The organism is Curvibacter fontanus (assembly GCF_054780335.1).
This window is the reverse complement of the sequence record NZ_BAAGWN010000016.1, coordinates 25009-47705: the sequence shown is the minus strand read 5'-3', so window position 1 is coordinate 47705 and position 22697 is coordinate 25009. Positions and strand designations below refer to the sequence as shown.

Genomic DNA, 22697 nt, shown 5'->3' with positions numbered 1-22697 from the left:
CTCCAGAGAATCTTTGCATCAGACGCCCTCCGCGATGGCGGCGACCGCGAGGCTCATGTCCTCGTCGCTCAAAAACGGAGCTTGGGCGTAGACAAGGCCCTGTTCTCCGTTGAGCTTCGCGGCCAAATGGCCCCTCCCAAGAAGCAACTCCGCGCCTGGCCGGTCAAGTGCGATTTTTGAGGTCGCTTCGCTGGCCACCTTCAAGATCAGCCGGTTCCCCAAGTTTTCGCGGAGCTGCATCGGCATAACGTCTTTATCGGGACGCTGTGCAGCGAAGATCAAGTGAATACCGGCAGCCCGCGCTTTAACGCCGAGCCGCTGTACGGCCGATCCCACCGCCTGCTTGTAGCCGTCCTCCAGCATCCAATCTGCGAACTCGTCGTGAACGACGAAGAGCATGGGAAGCCTCTCCTCGGCCCCGGACTTGGCGTTGTAGGTGGACAGATCGCGAGCGCGTGCGGAGGCGAATCGGCGATAGCGGCTCTCCATCTCCTCCACCAGCTCGTCGAGGAGCTGCGTCGCGCGCTCACGACTGGTCACGATGGGCTCCCGCATGTGGGGCAGCGCTTCGAGTGCCGAATAGTCAACGCCCATTTTCGGATCGATCAGGGCGATCTTAGCGAGCGCAGGAGAGTTGGTGGCGGCGATGTCCAGCAAGAGCGCCTGGATCAACACCGACTTGCCGCTGCCCGTCGCGCCCGCCACGAGGGAATGCGGCTCATGCGAGGAGAGGCCTCCAAACTCCGAGCCCAGGTTCAAGTAAAGGATCGAGCCGTTGATTTCCTGGAGGCCCAGGACGAAGGAAGTGTTGATGCCGGCGGCGTTGCGGTTCACCGCGCGGCGCGACCAAAGCTCCCACAGCGACACCGACTGGCGCTTCTCGCCGGCCACCGTCACGACGATCGCTCCGGGCTTGGGCTGCACAGTCACAAGGTTGATCGCGTGGGTGGTCAGGAGCTGAGTGCGCTTGGCCTCGATGTCCTCCACCCTCAACTTGTCTGACCCCGCCAGCCTCACAAGGCATCCGTTGGGAGTGAGCCTGGTGCCCAGGATGCCCGCCTGAAGTCCGTAGCTGTTCAGGGCCGTCTTCAACTTGCGAGTCGTCTCCTCGGCCCACTGCCCACGCTCGTCAAGCCGCTCAGAGGATCCCGCGGCCTTCGCTTCGATGAGGCCGGCAAGCTCGGCGCCGCACCACCCGGCGCCAGAGGAGCCGATGGCGGCTTGAGATCCGGCGCTCGCGGGGCTCGTGGAGGCCGTCGAGGGCGTCGGAGTAACTGGCGCAGCTTCTTGCCCGGCCGGAGGGGCGGCCGGAGTCTCAACCGTCTTCGCCTCGCCGCCGTTTGAAGATCCGGACGCCAGCCCAAGCGCGGGAGAAGTGCCTCCTCCGACGACAGGTCCCGCATCGCCAGCTCCACCGCCGAGTGGCGAGAGCCTTTCGATCATGGAAGTCCACGACACGCGCCCAGCGGGAGGCATAGGGTTGCAATCGAGCCATGGCGTCATCGGGCCGAGGCGGGAACGCACCGCGGCAGGGTCGGATTCGCTCGCGTAGCCCTCGACCAGTGCGCGCAGATCCGGGCGCTCGAAGACCTCTTGCCACGCCTCCACGCCATCGGCTTCCTCCAATTTGATTTGATCGGAGTTGAAGCTGTTGGCCGCGTCGGCCGTGTGCACGAAGACGTGCGAGTAGCCGCGCAGCGAAATTAGCGCATCACCGTCCCGCAGACCGGAGCGCGCGCGCTGCAGCAGATCCGAGCACGCGGGCGGTACGTCGGCGTCGAGGAGCAAGTCGGCTAGCCTAGCGAGCCACACGTCGCGATCCAATCGTCCCGGGTCGCCGAACAGGGCGGAGCGGAACGTGGACAAGGTGGCCATCAACTGCGCCTTGGATGATCGGCGCGCCTCGGCGGCGCCCGGCGCACCCACGTATTTGGCTTCGCAAATCGCGATATGCAAGTGGACGACTCCATCGCGCTCCTCGACGCACAGGCCAAGCAAGTCGGCGATTCGACTCTCCTTCTGCGCGAGCCAGGTCGCGTAGTCGTCGAGGAGGAAGAAGACGGTGAAGGCGGGGCGCGAGCCCGAGCCCGACAGCGCCAGGAGCTCGTGGGCCACCAAGTGCCGGCTCATGACCAGGCCCAGCATCTCTCCGGCCGATACGCCGCGCTTGGCGGCCCTCAGCACAATGTCGCCCGAGACCGACAGGGCGTCCTTCTCCATCCGCGTGGCCAGTTCGTCGAGGGCGTCGGGAGGGATCGAGAGGCCCAGCTCGGAGAGCCTGCGCCGCGCCAGCACTCGCAGCAAGCGCAACTCGGAGGTCGAGCTCACGATCATATTGCGGCCGTTGGTGCTCGCGCGACGGTATCGGACCACCGTGATGCCGTTGGCCTGGAGCTGGCGCTTGTCCAAGAGCTCATCGTAGGTCGCGACCCACTCGGCCAGCCCGTGGGCGTCGTCAAGCGTGGCTTTGAGAGCTTCGTTTTGCAGCGAGATGCGGCGTACGGGCAGCAGGAGCTGGCCGTCCACGGGGTCCTCCTGCCTGACCAGGGACGCGACCGCCGAGACGTAGGTCCAGCCGGTTGCGGTCTGCATCGGACAGGTCAGGAACGTAGTTGATTTGAGCTCGTTCTCACCGGAGACACTGCGATAAGACCAGCGCGAAGGGGCATGCTCGAGGCTTGGGCGCTCATTGATCCAGCCGAACTTCGCCCAGTCGACCGAGGCCGTGCGCGACACCACATCGTGCAAGAATGCCACGTCGTAAGGCCGAAACGCCCCGGCTTCTCGCACGGGCGTAGCCGATGCTGGAACGACGGCAATTCGAAGCTTGGACATGAACGTGTCGGAGGTCTCGCTAACCACCGGCATGTCGGGGTCGTCGCCCGCCTTGCTAACCAACTCCGCATAGACGCGCCGCAGCTTGGCGGGATCGCGATGGCGTACGGAAACCCCGCATTTGAAGTCCTCGTGGGACTGATCCCCCGACAACTCGCGGACGACGGCCAGAGGCAGCTCCGCGGCGTCCGCGTTGTAGAGGACGACATTGAGGTTGTCGGCCTCGTGCGGCTGCAGCCCCACGTAGCGCGAAAGCAACTCGCGCACCTGTTTGGCCGCGCTCGTCGGGTCCACGTCGGTGAGCGTGTCATCCTCGCCCCGGACCGGCGCCTCCAAGAGGCTGTAGCCGTTGACCGTGCTGCTCTCCGCGACCAGCATGGGCTCGCCGCCTCGCGAGATCGTCGCGATCTCCGGATAGAACGGGTGGGCGAGCTCGTCGAAGAACTCCCGGAAAAAGATGTGCCGGTCCCCGAAGAGCACGTCCTTCCCACCGAGGATGTGGCTCACCAGGCCAGCAGCGCGCCGGCTCTTCACCGCGAGCGCCTTCATGCGCTCCGGATGCCAAGGAGGAACGATCAGGCAGGGTTGCTCGCCGACGACCTTCACGGTTCCGATGGAGAGAATCTCGGAGACCAGCTCCGATCGGCAGACGTCGCCGCGGGCGTGCGTCGAGAGCGTCCGCAGCAGCGCGGCGAACGAGTCCGCCTGCCCCATCACGGCTTCGCCGTGTAGCCCCACCGCCACGAAGTCCTCCAGTGCCTTCGCGTAGTCCTCTTCGAATGCCTTCCAGGCGGCTCTGACGGCGTCGCGTTGTTCGTTCGTCAGCTTCCCGCGCTCGTGGAGGTCCTCGATCCTCTTCTTGATCTCCGCGCGCAGGCTTCGCAGCTTGCCCGCCTGCGGCACCAGAGATCCCGCGTCGCGCTGGAAAGTCGCCTCGAGCGTGCTGGTGTCCGAGAGCGAAACGCTTTGCACGCCGCCCTTCTTACTCACCATGCGGCGGGGGACCTCGGTACAGGCAACCCCGCCCTTCTCGCGCAGGCGCTCCATGTCGTCCACGAGAGACATGCCGATGGCGTCGGGCTTGTAGGACCAGACGAGCTGCGTCTTGTCGATGATCTCTTCGCCGCCCGCGCGGCGCTCGACGAGCGCGACCTCGAATTTGATCTGCAAGGAATTCCGGGCGACCGACGTCACCGGCTTGGGCTTGTCCTTGCGGTTCTTCTGCTCCCAGTCGAAGAACTCGGGGTAGCGAAACAGCGGGTCGGGGAGGTCGGCTGTCCCCATGCGCTCAACCTTCCACTCCGCCTTCGCCCCCAGGAGCTCCTTCAAGCCCCGATACATGGCACCGAAGTAGGAGCCCACATCGTGGTTGAAGCGCTCGCGCCACTCCTTGCGGCCCTTGCTCACGGTGAATCGGAGGAAGCGCTCGGCGCCGGACTCCTTGGCGCCGGCTACCAGCGTGTGGGCCACCTCGATAACGCCGCGCAGGAAATCCGTACATTCCGTCGGTTTGCCGAAAATTACCTTTTCCCAACGCGCGTTGAGCTTGGCGTCGTCGCGCTCCATATGGCGGCGGTGGAGATCGTAGAACTCCTCGTCCTCCTCGTTCCAGTCCGAGCGCCGCTGTCGCGCCTTGAGGTCTTCCAGATGCTTGCGCCACTTCTCTGAGAGCGCCATGGGCTCTGCGCAGTCATGGTCGAAGAAGTAGATCGTCGCCTCGGCCAGGTCGAGCTGCTTTTCGCGCGGCTTCTCGAAAATGTGGTGGACGCCGTCGCCTTCCCATTCCAGTTCCGCAAGAGCGGCGACCGCTTGCTCGTCCGAAGCCGATGCCTCGATGAACGCCACGATGGTTGGCATCACCGTCGCTTCGATCTGCGCGGCGTTCTCGTCGAGGCGTTGGCGCATCTCCTCCGCGTCGATCGGCTGGCCGGTGGGACGCAGGCGACGCAGCAGAGGCGCGCGGTTAGCGTAAAGCTTCTCAAACGCCTTACGCCACGGCGTTATCGCCACCCCATAGGTCTTTGGATTCGAAAAGAAGGAGGTGTCGCGCGGGAGTCCGACGCACGGGAGCGCCCAGCCGATCGCGTCGCGGATCGCACGACCGTGCGAGGGCTGCGAGGCTTCAGCGATCTTCGAGCAGAACTCGCCGAGTTGGATCAAAGACAAGTCGACCACGGCTAGCAGGCCGCGAAGCGCGGAGGCGAAGACCTGCCGATCCTCGGGAGTCGGCGCCATGGACGCGACGTGGCACGTCGCCTCGACCCAGGCCGCTTCATGGGCCCGCAATTCCTTGGCCCCCAGCCCCGTAACGTGCTGCAGCGTGTCCGCCTGGTTCTGCTCAGTCCCGTTGGCGGTAAGGAGCGCCAGCTTGCTGGTGCCCGCGTTGCGGACGAAGCCCGCGTTGCGATCGGTCAGCGCCTCAGGCGGCAGTCCTTGGCCAATAACCAAGGACTCAGGGATTTTGACGTCGACCAACTCCGCAAGCTGCTGGTTACCGACCACTTCCCAGACCACCGCGGCGATCTGCTCTGGCGAAAGCTTGTCGAGCCGGAACATGGCAGTCGATTGCGAGACGCCCTCCTCGGGCCGGGCGTCGCCAAGGCGCTGGGCAAGGATGGTCGCCGCGACGCGCCCGATGATTTTGTTGGAGAGCATCAGACTTGCCCTCCTGAGGCGAATGGGTTTTCCACGAAGGAGCAGGAATCCGAGAGGCGTCGGACAAGCCCGAGCCCGGCCAGGCGCGCTTCCAAGTTGGCACGGTTGTCGCTGAGCGCCTCCTGGTCAACCAGCTTCTCGTTTATCAGCCGAGCGCCTTCGACGTCGCCGACGACGAGACCGTAGCGGGACTTCGCCTCGGCCAAGAACTCGTCGAATTGCATGCGGTTTTCGACGATGGCCACCACAAGCGATTTGAGCAGTCGATCGTTTGGAGCGTAGCGCGTCCTGCGAGACAGCCGCCGCGAGCTCAGCCCGATCGCGCGAGACCATGCAGGATGGATTTTGTCGACGTGCTGCTCGTGGCGAGAAAGCGCTTTCTCGACGAGCTGCTCGACCAGTTGGTCCCCATCCTTGTTCAGCGCGTCAGCATCGTCGCCACCGTCTTCCGGCGGCCACTGGAAGCGCGATCGCAGCACCGCGGCGCAGGCGGCCTTGGGATCGGACGACGCCAAGGCCGAGCCCCACTCTGGCGACAACTTCGTCGATTCGATCGAGAACCGGATGGCAGCCGCCGAGTAGCCTTGATTCGCCAGATAGGACTCGGCCGAAAGAGCCCGGACCTTGGTGCGCTCGCGCGAAACCATCTCGCAGACGATTTCGACGGGCTCCGCCTGGCCCGCTTGCGCCTTACCGCGCTCGAGGAAATACAACATGAGGTTCAGGCCGGTGATCGAGATGAGGTGTTCGAGTGCGTCGTATACCGGCATGTCTCGTGACAGGATCGCGAGCCAGTCCTCGCAGAGGCGATCAAAGCGCGGCAAGGACGCATAGGGCAGATATCCCACGGGCCGGTCGTCGGGAGCGGTCTGGGGCGGCCCTTGCAACGCGCGCACGAGTCGGTTCATCGGAAGCGATTGATCGTACAGGCGCGCGACGAGCTTCTCGCCGAGCTCAGGCCCGCGCTGGGCGCGCGAGAGCATAAGATAGATGAGCTCGCCCGTTCGGGCGAAGAAGCGCCGGTCGTTGGAGGCGGCGCCCTTCGCATCGACGCGCAGGTCCTCGTAGAGCGCGTCGGGCCCGAACGGGAACACGAACTTGGAGCTCCAGCGCTTGTTGCTGCGCGCCTCGAACGACGAGGAGCGCAGCAGCTCCACGGCGCGAGCGAAATCCTCAAAGTCGCCGAACGCTTCGCGCAGGTAGGCGAAGTCCGCCTCGGCGAGGCCCTCAGCGTCTTTTTTGAATCGTTCGCTCCAGGCGTTCCATTTTTCGGGCTCGGAGAGAGGGCGCGCGCGGATGGTCTCGACGAAGGGGTTGTTGAACAGAAGGGCTCGGAGCCTCAGCTGCCGCTGTGGCTTGTATCGAGGCGCCGCATCCCCGGCGGGTCGCAATGGCGCGTCGGTGTTGGATCCCAGAACGGTCAAAAATTCCAATACCGCCAAGTGCGGAAGCTGCTCGTCGTAGAGACGATGGCCCCAGACGTGCTCGTCGACGGCGAAGTCGACGCTGTCGATTCTTGGCCTCATTGCGGCGTCCTGACGGTAACAGGTTTCGAGTAGCCGTGGCCACTCATTTCGATCTCGATGAATCGCAGGGTGAGCGCGTTCGCGCCGTCGTCCGAATCCTCGTCGTCGGCCGACCTGTCCTTCTTGGCGAGTTCGGCTTTTCGGAGCAATCGCGCCTTGAAAGCGAGCATGTCTTCGAGGCACTCATTTGAGAAACTGCCAGGCAAAGCGCCTTCAGCCACTCGGCAGAGAAACTCGAACCTGACAGGGGTGAGCTGCAGGCTCGCGGAGAACCAAGCGCCTTCGGCGATGGCTACTTCGAGGACGCCGCTGCCGGAGACGCCGTCGAGCGCCACCTTCATGCCTACACCCTGGGTTCTGCGAGCCGGCGACTCCGTGTCGCACAACACGCTGATCCGCGACTGGGTGAAGCCGCCCGAGCTCGCGACGAAGAGCTTGTCCGGATTCTCGATCAACAAGCCCGTCATGACTCGGTTGAGCCCGCGAACGAGCCGGGAGCGCAGGGCATCGCTGATGTTTCGCTTAGCCGCCAATCCGGACATCATGTCCAAGTAGTCGCCCGCGAATCGGAACGCGGTCATCGACCAGAAGCGGTAGTCCGGGTCATCCTTGGGCAAGACGAAGTAGAGCCGGCGCCTCTGCGACGCCAGGCGCGCCAGGAAGGCCGCGGCGCCGTCGTCCACGCGAGCAGCCTCTTCGCCTTCCAAGTAGCGGTGAAGCCCCGCCAAGTAGCTGGGCGTGGCGCCGTAGACGGGGTCCGAGGCCAGGTGACTGGCAAAAGAGTCCTTTAACTTCGGGTCGTCCGCCCCATACACCATGAGCCCGTCCGCCCCGTTGGTGGTCTCCGAGCCGAGGCCGAACGCTGCGAGAGCCCGAAAGATCGGCTTGTTCGAAGCGCGCCGCTTCAAATTGGCCCCGAACACGTTGTCGTAGATGCTCGCCATCTCAACCGTCCCGCGCTCCTGGATCTTGGGCACGTCCGAGCAGGACATCAGCCCTTCCTTTGCTTCGAGGTGACCCAGGATCATGTTCGACGCGAGCGCGAGCAAGTCGCGGATCGGTAGGTGGGTCCCGTTGGCCCGGGAAATTTCGGCAAGGGCGGACAGGCGCTTTCTAAGGCGACCTTGGTCTTCGGCCCCCAACATCCGATTCCTGTTTTCTATGATCGGACATACCCGGCCGTTACCGTGCCACGAACATGAGCCGCACTTCGTCCATTCAGGGTGCTCGGAGACGGCTCGAAGCACGTCTTCGACAGCCTCTGCGCGAGCTTGGCGGCTCAGATCGAACAGCGCAAGCCGGTCGGGAGCCGCCGCGCGTTGAAGGAACGCCTCTTGAATGGGCACTCGAAGCGGATGCGCGCGGCCTTGGCGACGGCCGCATTCCCGCAACCTCTCCAAGATTTGCCCGTGGTTGGCCACCAAGACAACGAAGCGCTTGTCTTCGGCGGCCAACACCGATTGCTCGAAGAGGCTCAACGCATCGTCGCTCTCCGAGTCGGACAGCTCAGTCAAATCCTTGACGAAGATGGCCACCCGTCCATCCGACAGGGAAATCTCCTTGACGGGCTTCTTCTTGTCCGTCCAGTCGGCCGCGGTTCCCCCCATGTGGCCCCAGAGGGTTCTGGCGTGATACGTCTTACCGTCTCCGGCTGTTCCGGCAATTAGGATGGATCCAGGAAGACCAGAGTCCACACGCGCCATGATTTGCCCGAGCAGGGGGCTCGTGAGCTGGATCGGGCTGACGTTGGCACGGCGAAGGGCGTCGACGGTGTATTCGTCGAAAAGTGTCGTGTTCGACGGAGTTGGCCCATAGGACCGCAGAAAGCGCACCCAGCCGCTAGCTGGATGACCACCTAAAGCTGGCGCGGCCGGCTGTACCGCCGTAGCGTTCGTCATTCTTACTCCCCGTTGAACAACCGGAGGGCCGGACTGCCCTCCCCTTTGTCTTTTGCGGACGTCTAGGCGCCCTCAAAGGCCATTATTGCCGATAAGACGTCAGGGGGAAATTGCACCACGCCAGTGAGACGCGCGATGAAAAGTGAGGCGGAAAAGGGGGGGGCAACGGGCTTGAGCGTTGTCCTAATCGGCGGGTTGAACAGCATGTAGCCGAACTTTTTTGTGGGTGTGGCCGTCTTCGCTGAACGTGTTGCCAAAGGTGATATTGGTCGCGTCCTGACCCTTGATCAGCATGTCAGCCTTGCAAATGACGTGGGACTCGGGGTTGAGCTCCTAGCCAAAGACCGTCAGCCTTGCCTGCGGGTTGTGATCGACCAGGAACTCGCCCGCCACGCTACGTATCCCGTTGATACCGGCTGTGGGTCGTAAATGGTGCGTACCACGCTGGGCATGCTGAGCACGTCGCCATCGTCCATGAAGATGAGTTTCTCCATCAGGCGGATCGCTTTGGGTCGGGAAACGAGTTCAGGTGGGTGGGAAGAGGTTCCCCGACTGACTCAGCCAGATTAAGTCCTGCCCAGTCACTCAAGCATCTCGCTTAGCTTCCGACCGGGCCTTCACAAGCGGCGCCGCCGCAAAACTGTTTGCCGACAGGAAGCGTTAACACACCCGCCAATGGTCACCGGAAGCAATCGCTGCATATTGACCGTTCACCACCACGATGCCAGGTTCAGGCAGGAACCAAACATTCGCGTAGTACTTCCAGTACCCGGAGACTGTGCGCCCGTCGCCTATCTATAGGGATCTGCCAGATTTCCTGTAGCGTGAGGCTCGCCATCACAAGCCGGATAATTTCTGCGTAGAAATCCTCCCGGTTGAGTAACACCAGAATTTTCCCATTAGCCTGTCTGCGCGCCAGAGGCTCACATAGCAGGGAAGTCAGATATGTGTAGTTTTTGAAGGTCGGCTCCAGGAAATGCAACCAATACGGCCACTGGCGGTTGACCTCCTGGAAATGCTCTCGGGCAACATCTTCCCAACTTTCACGCTGCGCAGACGGGAGACCCATGAATTTAAGATGCATCCTTCCCATGGATCCGATACAAACGGATGGCTCGTCACTCAAAGCATCCATTAAGCGGATCACGTCCTGGGCAGCCCGTGCATCCATTGATGGCGCATAGGGAAACAGTTGGATCAGTTCGGCGCATTCGGGCAATTCCGAGATCGGATCGGATTTCTCCCTCAGCATGTTTTCTTTTCTTATCGCCGTTCTCAACCAGCCGGGTAAAGAACCCGTCACGTCGCGATTTGCCTGTTCTGCCGATCCCAGTAACTTAAGCCGATCCATATAGAACTGACAAATCAGATCGACAAGGGGTATGGGCTCATCAGAGCGCTCAGCGCGCATTGCAGTATTCAAAGTGGTCATATAAATAAATAAGCAGCATCGAGTACAGACCTCGTCAATCCGGGGCAGCAACTGGTCTACCGCGTCTCCCTAGGCCGAGCGCTAATCAACCGCCTTGCGCCGCGCCTGTGGCTTACGAGCGCGCTTTTGACCTGAATGCCCTGATCAGCACGGATCAAAGATTCCCGAGAACAGTCGACATGCCAGCCTCGATATCGGCTTGGGATAGCATGATTTCGTCGCTAGTGGCGCGCGAGATGGCGCGATTGGCGGCGTGCTGCAGCACGGCCTCGACGTTGGCGATACTTTGCTGGCCCAAATCGGATGCAATTCTGTCGGCAGTCAGGCCCTTGCCCAGTCGTAGATTACGTTTAACGATCCAGTTAGCCACGTGTGATGCGATCTGATCTTCTTGCGGCAGTTCGAATTCAACCTTCTCGGTGAAGCGTCCGCCACGTAGCAGCGCTCCGTCGATCTGGTCCGGGTTGTTTGTGGCTGCGACAATGAGTACGTCACGTACACGGTCGCCAGCACCATCCATTATGGTCAGCAGCTTATTGGTGGCTTCGGTGCAGTTCGAATACTCTCGGTTACGCAGCAGGTCGTCGGCCTCGTCGATAAAGAGGATTGCCGGGCGCAGTTCCTTCGCCTTGTCATAGATTTTTTGCAGGCCATTGGGGTTGCGAGACAGTTCAGCACCCGAAGTCGGCAGGAACGCCCAGCCAACTTCCTTGGCCAGGGACTTGCACACCGTGGTCTTGCCGGTACCGGGCGGACCGTAAAAGAGCACGCCAGTGGGCAGCGAGCCACCCAGGCGCTCTATGCGCAGCGGGTCGCGTAGGCGATTGGCCAGCATGTCAAGAGACTCCCTGGATTGGGCCGACAGGATCAATTGATCCAACGGGATAGCAGATTCGGGCGTGGAACCGCGGCGGCCTTGAACCCGGCGCAGCGCGGCCATGAAGTCATCGAAAGTGACTTGACGCCCACTATCGCGGCCATGCAGGTAGGACGGAAGCTCTTCGGTCACAGCCAGGATGCGTTTAACGGAGAAGCCGTTCCAACGCGCCGCGACGTTATTGATCGTGGCTTCGTCAGCGCTGTAGCCCTTGAGGTTGTCAGCAAAGCCCTTGGTCAGCAGACCGATGCGGGCTTCCATGTCGGGTGGGGTGACTTCAACTTTGAAGTCAAAGCGACCCTCGCGAACCGCAGCACTATCCAGTCGGTCCATGTGGTTCGTGGCAGCGATCACCAGTACTTTGTGCTTGCGGATGTCGACCAGCAGAGTCAGCAGAGCATTGACCACATCGGTGTCTTCCTTGACGCTGGAATGACCGGAAGAACGCTCAGGTATGAAGCTGTCGATCTCATCGATGAACAGTGCGCAGGGCTGACGACGGATGGCTTGGTCAAAGGCACGCTTAATGCGGGTAGTACGCTCGCCAACCCACTGGCTGGCCACATCAGCATGGGTCAACTTGAGCAATGGCAGCTTCAGCTCTCCGGCAAGGGCTTCAGCGAACACAGTCTTGCCGTTGCCAGGCTCCCCGGACAGCAGGATTCCGTTGCGCGGGGCAACGCTGTTTTCTCTACGGCCTACGATGGCCTGTCCCGTGTGCAGGAGGCGACTCTTAAGCTCTGTATTGCCGTAGATATCCTTGAAGGAAATCAATGCCCTCTCGATCCGAGCGATCTGCTCGCCATCGTCTCGGTCTCGGCCGCCGGTCTGGGTATGAACGCGATTGCGCGCGAGACGACGAAGCACAGGGATGCCGTAGTACCAGTCGAAGTGGAAGTCGAGCCACGTCAGCCCGACCACTGCCACATAGGTTGCGGGAAGCGCCAGATCTATAAGGCCCTGCTTACGGCCCCAAATGGCAAACCAGAACGCAACGACACCTAGGCCAAGGATCAAGCTAAGTGCGTTCGCATAAATATGCTGCTCATCACCTTCATCAACGGTAAATCCAAAGCGTTGCTTGAGGATCAGTGCTACCACGAGATAGATGAGACGCACAACGTGAGAGAGGATTGTCAACCCTATTGCATAGGCCAGAAACCCGCTCAAGGTATGGCTGTCGAGGCCACCCACCTGCCCTTCGCGCAAAAGTGGATACGAGAAGCGCGGCACCTCCGTTCTCCATAGCAAAGCCGTTAGCATTACGAATGCAATAGCAGCCGTCACAAACAGGCTCGCCAGCTTTAACGGCAGATACAAAGTGAACCGAAATATTTCACCGAGCATTTTTATTCTTTCATGAGAAAAAATGACATGACTCGAATCTTTGTCAATAGTCATGCACTACAGCGCTCCTAGCTTTTTTGGTTTCTATCGACCGAAAAGCGCGGCCTTTAGCGATCTCCAGATCAGGTAGATCTCTGTCAGCTCTTTTTGCATGGGATTTGTCGGCTCTTCTAGTTGTCGCAGTCCAAGCTTGTCGATGTAGGGCTCTATTTCTTCGTCGATGGACGGTGGGTTGCTGAAAACCGGCAGGCGGGACCCCGGGCTGCAGCGAGCTGCGGCTGTTTTCAGAAGTTCACGCCCCGCCGCGCTATCCATCAACCAGTGACGTATTTTTCGCACCCCCTCAGCATCTTGGATTTGCGCGTTCTGGCGAAACATCGACCTAGTGGAAAGTTTGTTGTTTTGTGACACGTCATCGCTCCATTTCGCTTCGAATATCGGCGCCGTCATTCAAGTTCTCACAGAACGCCTCCCTGTCAACCCCCAAAAAAAGAAACCCGGGCATTCGGCCCGGGTGTTGGTAAATCATCCTGCATCAACCCTTTGCGCCAAAGAAGACGTTGTCAGGCAGAGAGAACAGTTACTACAGTCCTTCGCTTGCTTTCACTTCCTTGGTGCTTGCGACGGTTCGGTGTGCTTGCGCATTCGAGGCGTTGTCTTTGAGGCATGCGCCTTGCTAGCCAGAGCGCCTCACCTCCACCAGCCAGGCCCGCTTCTGCAGGGAAAGTTCCATGAGGTACATCGGTCACAAGCGCATCAGGTGCACCGCTTCTCGACTTCGCCGACTCCTCTCCTTGAGATGCTGCAAGAGGTTTTCAAGGTCAGAATCAATGTTCAGTCGAATCGTGAATTCAGTACCAATCGGACTGGAGAGCTTCAGACGAATCGTTTATCAGCCCACCTTCCGCCTTACCTCGACGCCGCAGTCAGGTATTCCCCAGCCATCTGGAAGCCCTTGACGTTGGCGAAGACTGGGTCCGCGTCCATGTGCATGATCGATGCGTGCTCCGGGAATTTCCGCTTCATGTAGTCGTAGAAAACAGTAGCCCCTCCACCAGTGAAGAGGATGGCGTCCAAGTTCTCCAGTTTCTCAGTTTTGAAGATCAACTGATCCACCGATTCAGTCAAAACTGCCTCGATTGCACAGGCATGCTCAGCCATTGGGTACGTTTCGCCGCCCGTTATGAACGAATCGGCGCAAGTACGGATCGCGGTATCAATGCGATCAATGATCTCGAAATTGTCACGCCAGTTGCTGTCGATGCCGTCGGCAACGGCGCAGGCGCAGGCCAGCATGGACTTGGAGTACGCGCCGGAAAGCGGCCAGTTGGGCTGGCGGCCACAAGACATGAACCAACCAAGGTTGCCGCCACCGGCATCGACAACCAGCAACGAGGAGGAGTCGTTCAAGTCACGGCCGCTTTCCAGGCTGTGGTTGATGAGCGCCCCCTGAGGCTGCACGATGACCGAGACACGCTGGACCGAGACGCGGCTAACCTCTTTAGGTTCGGTTGGATCAGGCAGCAGATGCTCCCCGACTAAACGGGTTTGGAGCTCCCCCTGATAGCGAGTGAAGTTTTTCAGGGGCAAACCGACGACCAGGTGCTTGATGACCATCTCAGCCGGGTGGCCGACGTCCTTGGACATGTAGTAAAGCGCACCGCGCAGTAGCGCCATGTACTTATTGCTCAAGCAGTAGTCATCAAACACAGGCCGAGGCTCGCGGCCAGAACTATAAAGTACCGCATCGCGACCGACAAAGTAGTTCACGCCATCGACTTTCACCACTGCGCCATCTGGTTCGTTGTTCATTGCGCTGCGCGGAGACATACCGGCCAGGAGCCGGGGAGCAAGGCTGGGAAATATTTGGGTGGAGACAGTCACACCGGTTGGTTCATAGTGTCGACCGAGGCTGACTTTCACTGAAAAATATCCGACATCCGCGGCACGGACATCAACAACGACGGGGGTATTTGATTTCATTTCTGGCATTCCTAGAAAAAAGGCAACACAAGCGCGTGCTGGACCTGATGATCAAAGGAATCCTTGGAAGCGTCAAACGATGCAGACCGAAACGTGGCCCGAAGATGGGCTAATCAATCAAGCCGAGGATGACGTTCGACATCGTTGCCGATGCCCTGGCTATAAGGCCCAACACTAGAATCATCTTCCACAGCGACCTCGGCATCTAGTCCGAAAGTCGGCCATGACGGCCACGCAAGCCCTGTACGACATGACTGCTTTGATGAGCCGCATGGGCAACTGCTGGGACAACCTGCACACCGAGATTTTCTTCATCCGCCTGAAGAAAATGCGAGGGCATGGCACGAACTGCGCGATGCGAGCCGGTGCGCAGGCCCATCTGTTCTATTTCATCGAGGTGTTCTATAACTGGAGTCGCCGTCACTCTGCGTTGGGCTACGGCTCGCCTGTTCGGCTCCTTGAGGACTGGATCTACAAGCATGCGTGTCAGTAATCGAAGTCGGCATGAGTTCTGCCCGCTGGAAGGCGAAATTCGACAGACACCTCAGATTGCTGAGTGCTCTAGCGAGTAGATCAGTCCGGGGAGCAGCATGAGGCGGCCTGGCTGCAGCTTAGTCAGATCCAAGGGATGAGGGAATGTTCCATCGAACTCGTAGCGTTCGCCGCTTTCCATCCACAGGTGCTGGGGGATGGGCTCACTCATGAACGTACCAATGACGGGGCCACGACGCTTGAGGCAGCGGGCCGGAATCTCGCAATCTACGATCTTCCCCAGGTCTGAGATCGTCATGGCTTCAAGTACCGTATCGAGATTGTCGAATCCTTCAACCGAGCCTTGCGGTTTGACTCCACCAACGCATAGTCCGGTAGACAAATAGTAGATCGCGATGCCTAGATCGGGCGTTTTTTGTTCGCTCATATAACTAGACTACGACAAAAACTAGTCATGTCAATGTGGCGAGTTCTATCCTACTAAGGTTGAAACTCGTCGTCATCCAAGCTTGCGCCATTTCATTCAAAAATTTCGCAAATCCGCGCACTCATTGGATACCACGATCGATCAAAATTTCGATGTCGGCGCTGCGCCAGCGAACTGCACGCTCGCCAATCAGAACAGGCTTTGGGTAATAGCCAGCTCTTATTCCCCTATAAAGCGTAGCGCGACTGATATTCAGTCTTTCAAGCACTTGCGGGGCGCGAAGTAGCGTACTTGAACGTTTTTGAATTGCAGAGTCTTTCATTGGGCGTGGACAACCCAGCGCAACGCAGTCACCAGTCCTCGGCCTTCTTTTCCGTGGTGATTACGTCGTTCCTTCATCCTTCGGAGGCTGACGAGGTTCGCCTGGCTATTGGTAGGTAGCCAACCTGTCACACACATATCCTGTACTTCTAGGTTTGAGGTGCGCATTTCCCCGAGGTAGCTGAGCCTGGTATCAGCTTGGGGGGGCTCAGATCTTCAGCAGATCTATACCGTCCTGGATAAGGCTGCCGATTTGACAGCTGAACTTATTCTATGGTGCACCTACAGGGTGTCAAACGATCAGGACCAGTGACGCATGTCGCTGCTTTCGATCACCTGCCGTGCCAAAGCATTGAGCCCCCGCGTGCAGGGCACTTAGATACATTCAATCGCGTTGCATATGAGTCGCAGACGGATCGCCTGTCTGTATCAAAGGTACGGTTCAGTCGATTCTCGAGAATGCCCTAGCTACCGCTGGCTTGAAAACAGCACTGAAACAGGCCGAGGAGACCACGAAAGGCTGATTCTGGCCTATCCAGCTGTCCGGACCGGCGCAGGCTTTGCCGCACCTACCATTCAGTTGGAGTTCGGGGCACGCGCAACTGGCGAACCCAATCAAGTTCATCCGATGTCATGCGACATGGCGCTTCTGATCGAGGGCCTAGATTCTCCGACTGCGCGCCCCTAATCATGACCACTTAGCGGACAATCTTGGAAAAGGCCACGGCCGCCCATGTCTACTTTCGTCAAGACCGGCTGTGGGTCGAGCGCCACTCGCGGCAGTGGTACAACCTGGCCGCTATGGCCTTAGCCAAGACCTAGCACAGCGACATGGCTATTGCGGATCACGCACTTCAGGAAGCTGAAGTTCACTGGAATCGTCGGGGTCCGTGGTGCGGTGGTGTTCGGTGAGGTCGACACCGCGGCCGAGGATATCCATGAGTTCTTGCTTGAGCCGGAACAGGATACTGCTATCCAGGAGCTTGAGGCCGGGGGTGGCGATGAACAGGCGCATCTTTTGGTTGGGCGCCACAGGCAGACCGGCCGCGAAGTTCTCGCCGAGCCAGACGCGGGAGACGCCGGCATCGGCCATGGCTTTAACGAAGCGCGGATTGTTTTCGGTAAGCCGCCATGTGGCCTTGAGGCGCTGAGTCTTTTCTTTCTCGGCCATGGGGATCGTGCCGATGTAGGCACCAGCGATGTCGAGACGGAAATGGCCCATGTCGAGGCTGACTTGCTTGCGGGCCTCGAGGTCGGCTTCCTTGACCATGGCGTTGACGACGGTCGGGCTGCCAGCCGAGACCGGTGGTTCAAATCCGGCGACCTGGCAGTAGCGGCGTGCCGCGAACTCGTGGCGTAGGCCGTGGGCCGTGACGCCCAGCGTTGCCCGGGTAACGCCAATTTTTCGCATCTGGTAGTAGAAGTGGCGCAGGGATTGCTCTAGAGTGCGCCCGCGAAGTGCCAAGATGCGCTTGGGGTGATGGTCTGCGACGAGCTTGGCACATTCCAAAATCTCACGCTGCCAGGCCGCCGCTTTTTCTTCGTTGTCAAATCGCACACTGCGCTCCAATCCCCCTTTTGTTCCGTACTTGATACGCAGGTGGTCGCCCATGTCGCATTCGTGTGGCTTGATCATGATGGACTCTTTAACGCGCAGTCCAAAAGCTGCTTGAAATTCCAGTTGCAGTGCTGTGGTTGGGCAGTTCGCGCGTACTTTCTCCAGGACGACGTCAAAGTCGACGGCCTTCTCTTTCCAGGCCTTGGATTCCCTTGCGACTATTGAGCGCGGCGGTATCGGGCTGATACCGTTGTCAAGCAACAAGGCGTTGAGCCTGGCCGCGGTGGGCAGTATGTGCCCCTTACCAATAAAGTTGAAAAATCGCCGCAAGCGTGAAAGTCGGTTTTGGATGGTGCTAGTGCTGAGCTGGCGAGCGTTCCAGCGTTTGATGAGTCTGAGCAGGTGTGCTTTGCCGAGCTCGCTCAGGTTGCGCACGGCCGCGCCATCTTCTCTCAGCTCGGCAATGATCAGCTGTAGTGTGTCGCCGTAGGCGTCGGATGTGGCTTCGGATACTGGACGCTTACGCCCGGTTCCCGATTTGATGGTGAATTCTCCTAGGAACGCCGCAACTTGCTTGTGCGGGTTGTTCGGGTACTTGCGCTGGGCGCGCATCATGGCATCGATGCCTGCGCCAGCACCCCGAGCACTTGGTTCGGTCCCCGCCTTGGCAGCAGAGTGCCTCACTCTGTCACGTTTTTTCTCTTCTTTCATTTATTGGCCGATCCTTTGTGGTGTTTCTCGGACCGTCGTCACGACAGGTACTCACGCATTCCGCAGCACCCGTCTCTTTCTGTCACCGACATCCCGCTCCTGTGTCTAAAACTTACCGCTCATACACACCCCGCAGGGCGCATTTCTCATCCGACCGCATCCGAACATGACGATGCAAATGGATGGCACTCGCCCACCGCGGGTATACGGGTTCCTGCCACTCACGCCAAAAAGTGACTTTCCGGCGCCTGGCGGATTGACCCGCCATGCTTTCTTTGGTATCGCCCATTGCGGCGCTGGTGACGTATCCCCTTTTATTTTGCGAGCCCGGGTGGGCTTTCTGTCAGTACGGTTCGCAACATTCGTAAACAAACTGTCCTGCCACGTCGTTGCGAGCGAGAGGCAACACCTATCGGTGTCACTTGAGTCACGCTTTCGTGGCGGCTCAAGGGGGCTGGATTCCTAGTCCAGGGTCGTCGACGGTGACCAACCTGTTCACACCCTCATGAGGGTGGACATGTTCATTCACTTGCCCTGCACTGACATATGCAGAGCCCGGATCCAGCGGTTCATCCTGCAAAGCCCTTGTAGGCCCCGATGGGGCTCCCAGCTCAAACGCTAGGCGGCTTTGTGGATCTCTTAGCGAGTCGGCGGCATCGGCCTGTAGGCCTCAGCGCAACTCCATCGAGACGTTGGTTGGAACGTGAATGTGTATTCGCATTGCTGCTTGCCCAGCCCCAGCTCTACGCCCTTCACCAGAAGAGCCATGAGTGGCGACCCATCCAAGGGTCATAAAACAGTTTTCTTGCGAACGGGCCTCATTCGAGGTCACTGCTTCCAAGGCAACCAGTTGGTCTTAGCTCACGGGACTCATCCCGTTCACGTCTGACGACAACTTACTTTTCCTACTGTCGTCGACCCATTTTCATTCCCGTTGGAGCGTCATAGCCATCGCCATTGGCGTTCCCGCGGGGGTGGGTTGAGGAACTGCACCTATTGCCGTACTTGAGGTCAGCAGTAGCTGAGCATCGTTCGGGGATTCGCCGTGGCGAGCCAGGTGGGATGTCGGATCAGTTGTCGCGTTCGCTCTGCGGCTCAAAAGGCGCGGAGCCTTCTGCATGTTCCGGCTTTCGCCGGGCCCCAAGGACCGCGCTGCGATCCCAAGGTGTTGTATGCGGAAACTGGTTCCGCGTGGTGCCCAATGGGCTTCACGGTTTGTACTGTAGCGGGACTTATTCCTGGGGTCAAACGATTGTGACCAACTTCTCTATCCGATCGTGTTATCCACAAATTCAAATATTCTGTCGCTCGTGCTTTGTCTCTTTCACCGCTTCCGTCAAGACCTTGTGGCAGTAAGGCCGGGTGATCTCTCTCCTTTGAATCACTTCTCGAAACCGTTGCTGGGATCTCGCCCTCGCGTCCTGTTGATATGTCGTCGTGAGCGCTCAGCATTTGCCGTCTACGGTCCCTTGATTGAAGAAGGACTCGCTCGCAGAAGACACCGGTTGGCGGCTCATTCTTCGGGGCTGGTCCTGACGAAAGCGATCCTCCAGCAGAGCACTCATGTCCCGAAATGAGTTGAGATTCCTGGGGCCAGTCTGGCTTTCTCTCTTAGAAATTGGGCGGCTATCGTCGATTTTTTGGAAAGCGGAAATGATTGCCAGCCATCCAACCCACCTGGATATTTTCTGGCTTCAAACCGGCAATCATTGCCACAGCACCAGCAGCTGTGTACCCTTGCTGGCGTCAAAGTGGCAATGATCTCCACCGCGCCAAGCTGCGGAAGGTTCTCTATGGTTGCAAAGTGGCAATGATTGCCGGCACTGGTCTTGATCGTTTGACAAACTGAAAAGCTCTGAGAGGATTCCATACAGCACACATGTGTTGTCTTTTTTGGAGCGTTTATGAAACCTGAAACTTCTGTAGTCGTCGATGTACGTGCTGTCGATGTCGGCTACTTTTCCGTCAAGCTGACCTTCGGTCGGAAGGTCCTTAGCGGCATTCCGTCGATCGCTGTGAATCATTTCCCAAGTTTGGCTCCGCGCCTCTCGCAAGGAATGTCACCTCAGTCCGTTCTGAATGGTCGTCCGAATGGGTCGTTGGTCGAAGTCGACGGTGTCGAGTATTTCGTCGGACGTGACGTAAACCTCTTCAGCTCGGGCCAGGAGCCCCGAGATGTCCTGCCGGACTATTGCTTGTCTTCCAAATATCTGGCGCTGGTCCGCGGCGCCATGCACTACATGTGGCTCGACGCCGGTGGCCCCAGCGAACTGGTCATCAAGCATCTCGTGCTGGGCCTGCCACTTACGACATACCAGGAGCACCGGGAAAGGCTTCAGTCTCGTGTTATCGGCGAACACCTTTTGCCAGACGCCACCCAAGCCGACTCGTACCGTCGGATCACGGTTGAAAACTGCAGCGTCATCGTGCAGCCTCAAGGCGCTCTGGTGAATTACGGGAATCTGAACCGTCGCATCTACGAGGACCATTTTTCTATGGTGGTCGACGCCGGCGGCGGCACACTCGACTGGTTCGTAACCCGCGGTCGCAGCCCGAACTGGCAACGCTCGGGTGCCTATAACAAGAGCATGTTGGCTTGCTCCTACGCCGTTGCCGACAAGATCGACCGCGGCTGGCGCGACAACTTCGACGTCATCGAGCGCATCGACCGCGCAATCTGTGAAAAGCGCGAGTCATTTACTGTTTCGGGAAGGTCGTACCGCCTGACGGACTATGAGTCTGACATCACCGCTATCCTCAAGGAGTCGGTGGATCGTATGCAGGCGAAGGTCGTATCGTTCGACGGGCTGGATACCATTCTGTTCACCGGCGGTGGCGGTGCGCTGTTCTATGAGTACTTCCGTAACCGCTTTCCGCACCTTATCCACATCATGCACATTGACGAGGAACCGGTGTACTCGAACGTCAAAGGCTTCCAGCTCGCCGGCGAGATCCTGTCGCGTCCGAAGCTCACGTAGGAGACGCGGCGACCATGGCAATGGATGTCAAGAATAGCGAGGTCGGCCTAAGGTTCTCGGTGCCGGCGGAGATGGCCGATGTCTATGAGCGCCTTCGCAGTTCGGCGCCCAAGCGTCGCAGCTTTGAAGCGCTGCACCTCATGCGGCTCGGCCTGGCGTTTGAGCGGCTGTCCCAAGGGGGGATGCTGGCAACAGTATCGGGCCGTGTGGCGTCGGTTGGACCGGCCGCTGCTCCTGCTGTTACACCCGAACCGGTCAGTCGTCCAGAAGTGGTTGAACAACCATCGGCGGAGGAGCGGCAACCGATTGACGGCGGCTTCTTTGAAGTCCGGTAGTCTGGAAAGTTTGGGGCGCCTTGGCCTAAACTGCGGCCTAATTCGTTAGAGTAACCATCATGACAAAGAAGCGCAGTCGAAGGCTTCGCAAAAAGTTGCGTGTCGGCGAGTTTCAGGAACTCGGTTTCTCCTGGGAGGCTAAATTCAAATCGCTTTTGACCCCGGAGCAATCCGAGGCACTTATCGACTCCCTGCTCTCGGAGGTCATTGAACCGGAGGGGCTCGGATTCGGAGGTTGGGCAAGTGGCGGATTCATCGTGGGTTTCAAGCGTGGCTCGGTCTCGGAATCGCAACGAGAGACCGTGTTGAAGTGGCTCCGATCTCGTGCGGAGATCGACGAGGTCAAGGCAAGCGGCCTTGTTGATGCATGGTACGGCGAAGATAAAGGGGAGGAGCTCGAGTAGTTTTTCCGGACCGGTCACGGAGGTAGCGCATGGCCTGCAATGCTTGATCGATGCGTACCGGTCTTCTGCAGGTGCAGAATTACAGGCCGCGATGAACGCGTGCTTTCCGGACATCTCGTCTGAGTGGAGCTCCTTGTTCGAAAGTTGGACCCCAATCATCAAGCGCAACACCTACATACTTTCCGTTTCGGAGCACGCGAAGCATGAAGATCTCCACGGAAGGCTGTCGATGTGGCGTGCGTATGGCGGGAGTGCGGGCGTCGCGTTCATCTTCAACGGCGGTCCCATGTTCCGGCCATCTAATGCGTTGAAGGCCTACAGCAGCCCTGTTGCCTATCTCGAGCCGGACGGTGTTGCTGCAGAAATGAGAAAGATTACGGCCGGACTGCGCCGGCATGTCGCACACGTCCAACAACAAGGCAGAGAATGGTTAAAGCACGGAATGTTTGAGGCGTTTCGCTTCGCGGCGATCTGTACCAAGCACCCTGCATTCCAAGAGGAGCGTGAGTGGCGAGTTGTCTCTACACAGATACTCCACGAGAGCGAAAGGCTCAAGCCGATACCTGAGCTTATCGGTGGGGTTCCGCAACTACTTCTGAAGCTCAAGCTCGAAGATGTCCCCGATGAAGGGTTGTATGGGTTGTCGATGCCAGAATTCTTGGACAAGATTCTGATTGGCCCTTGCGAGCACCCTGAGGTCATAGCAGCTTCTTTGGCGAGCCAGCTCAAGGCACGGGGCTTTGAGAATCCCGAGAATAGGATTCACATTACCGGCGTGCCCCTCCGTCAAAACCAAAGATGAGTGCACAGCCCCCTTCAACTGAGCGGGTTGCCTAATTCGGACGTTGAGAGTCCCCTTTCCTGGTCGGTGACCGTCCGCTTTGGGTCGAAAAGAGCCAACTGAAACTGCAAAAACCG

16 protein-coding genes are annotated in these 22697 nt (G+C 59.2%); 5 read left to right on the top strand and 11 right to left on the bottom strand.

Annotation, left to right across the window (positions count from 1 at the left end; all coding sequences use genetic code 11):
- Positions 1–18: 18 nt before the first annotated feature.
- The 7 genes from ACYVH8_RS11250 to ACYVH8_RS11220 form a co-directional block, all read right to left on the bottom strand.
- Positions 19–5490: an FtsK/SpoIIIE domain-containing protein gene (locus ACYVH8_RS11250; RefSeq protein WP_460488948.1), complete on the bottom strand. Its 5472-nt coding sequence runs from the start codon at positions 5488–5490 to the stop codon at positions 19–21.
- Positions 5490–7016, bottom strand: coding sequence for a hypothetical protein (locus tag ACYVH8_RS11245; RefSeq protein WP_460488947.1), 1527 nt, complete (start codon positions 7014–7016; stop codon positions 5490–5492). Before ACYVH8_RS11245 ends, ACYVH8_RS11250 begins: the two co-directional genes overlap by 1 nt.
- The gene (locus tag ACYVH8_RS11240; RefSeq protein ID WP_460488946.1) at positions 7013–8914 is read right to left on the bottom strand and encodes a hypothetical protein; all 1902 of its coding nucleotides are present in this window, start codon (positions 8912–8914) and stop codon (positions 7013–7015) included. The genes ACYVH8_RS11245 and ACYVH8_RS11240 overlap by 4 nt, the downstream gene beginning before the upstream one ends.
- 730 nt (positions 8915–9644) lie before the next feature.
- Positions 9645–10325, bottom strand: coding sequence for a hypothetical protein (locus ACYVH8_RS11235; RefSeq protein WP_460488945.1), 681 nt, complete (start codon positions 10323–10325; stop codon positions 9645–9647).
- 175 nt (positions 10326–10500) lie between these two features.
- Positions 10501–12624 (bottom strand): AAA family ATPase, encoded by a 2124-nt coding sequence (locus tag ACYVH8_RS11230; RefSeq protein ID WP_460488944.1) that lies wholly within the window; start codon positions 12622–12624, stop codon positions 10501–10503.
- A gap of 30 nt (positions 12625–12654) precedes the next feature.
- Positions 12655–13020, bottom strand: a complete 366-nt coding sequence (locus tag ACYVH8_RS11225) for a hypothetical protein (RefSeq protein WP_460488943.1) — start codon at positions 13018–13020, stop codon at positions 12655–12657.
- 459 nt (positions 13021–13479) lie between these two features.
- On the bottom strand, positions 13480–14553 hold the full coding sequence (locus tag ACYVH8_RS11220; RefSeq protein WP_460488942.1) for a ParM/StbA family protein: 1074 nt from the start codon (positions 14551–14553) through the stop codon (positions 13480–13482).
- 223 nt (positions 14554–14776) lie between these two features.
- Between ACYVH8_RS11220 and ACYVH8_RS11215 the strand changes: the two genes are divergently transcribed.
- Positions 14777–15046 (top strand): IS3 family transposase, encoded by a 270-nt coding sequence (locus ACYVH8_RS11215; protein ID WP_460488941.1) that lies wholly within the window; start codon positions 14777–14779, stop codon positions 15044–15046.
- A 51-nt stretch (positions 15047–15097) separates the two neighbouring features.
- Here ACYVH8_RS11215 and ACYVH8_RS11210 read toward each other — a convergent pair whose 3' ends face one another.
- The 4 genes from ACYVH8_RS11210 to ACYVH8_RS11195 all read right to left on the bottom strand — a co-directional run bounded on the left by ACYVH8_RS11210 (position 15098) and on the right by ACYVH8_RS11195 (position 19932).
- Positions 15098–15472 carry a hypothetical protein gene (locus ACYVH8_RS11210; protein ID WP_460488940.1) on the bottom strand — a complete coding sequence of 125 codons (375 nt, stop codon included), beginning with the start codon at positions 15470–15472 and terminating at the stop codon, positions 15098–15100.
- A gap of 121 nt (positions 15473–15593) precedes the next feature.
- Positions 15594–15794: a helix-turn-helix transcriptional regulator gene (locus ACYVH8_RS11205; protein WP_460488939.1), complete on the bottom strand. Its 201-nt coding sequence runs from the start codon at positions 15792–15794 to the stop codon at positions 15594–15596.
- An 834-nt stretch (positions 15795–16628) separates the two neighbouring features.
- Positions 16629–18062, bottom strand: a complete 1434-nt coding sequence (locus tag ACYVH8_RS11200) for a site-specific integrase (RefSeq protein ID WP_460488938.1) — start codon at positions 18060–18062, stop codon at positions 16629–16631.
- 1561 nt (positions 18063–19623) lie between these two features.
- Entirely contained in the window at positions 19624–19932 is a 309-nt protein-coding gene (locus ACYVH8_RS11195; protein ID WP_460488937.1) for a hypothetical protein, read from the bottom strand.
- Between the two features lie 34 nt (positions 19933–19966).
- Between ACYVH8_RS11195 and ACYVH8_RS11190 the strand changes: the two genes are divergently transcribed.
- The 4 genes from ACYVH8_RS11190 to ACYVH8_RS11175 are packed head-to-tail and all read left to right on the top strand — an operon-like array spanning position 19967 to position 22581.
- A complete protein-coding gene (locus ACYVH8_RS11190; protein ID WP_460488936.1) occupies positions 19967–21040 on the top strand; it encodes a ParM/StbA family protein in 1074 nt (357 codons plus the stop codon).
- Positions 21041–21054: 14 nt separating this feature from the next.
- Positions 21055–21375 carry a hypothetical protein gene (locus ACYVH8_RS11185; RefSeq protein WP_460488935.1) on the top strand — a complete coding sequence of 107 codons (321 nt, stop codon included), beginning with the start codon at positions 21055–21057 and terminating at the stop codon, positions 21373–21375.
- 59 nt (positions 21376–21434) lie between these two features.
- A complete protein-coding gene (locus tag ACYVH8_RS11180) occupies positions 21435–21779 on the top strand; it encodes a 50S ribosome-binding protein YggL (RefSeq protein ID WP_460488934.1) in 345 nt (114 codons plus the stop codon).
- 43 nt (positions 21780–21822) lie between these two features.
- Complete coding sequence (locus tag ACYVH8_RS11175) at positions 21823–22581, top strand: DUF2971 domain-containing protein (protein ID WP_460488933.1); 759 nt, start codon at positions 21823–21825, stop codon at positions 22579–22581.
- Positions 22582–22697 lie beyond the last annotated feature (116 nt).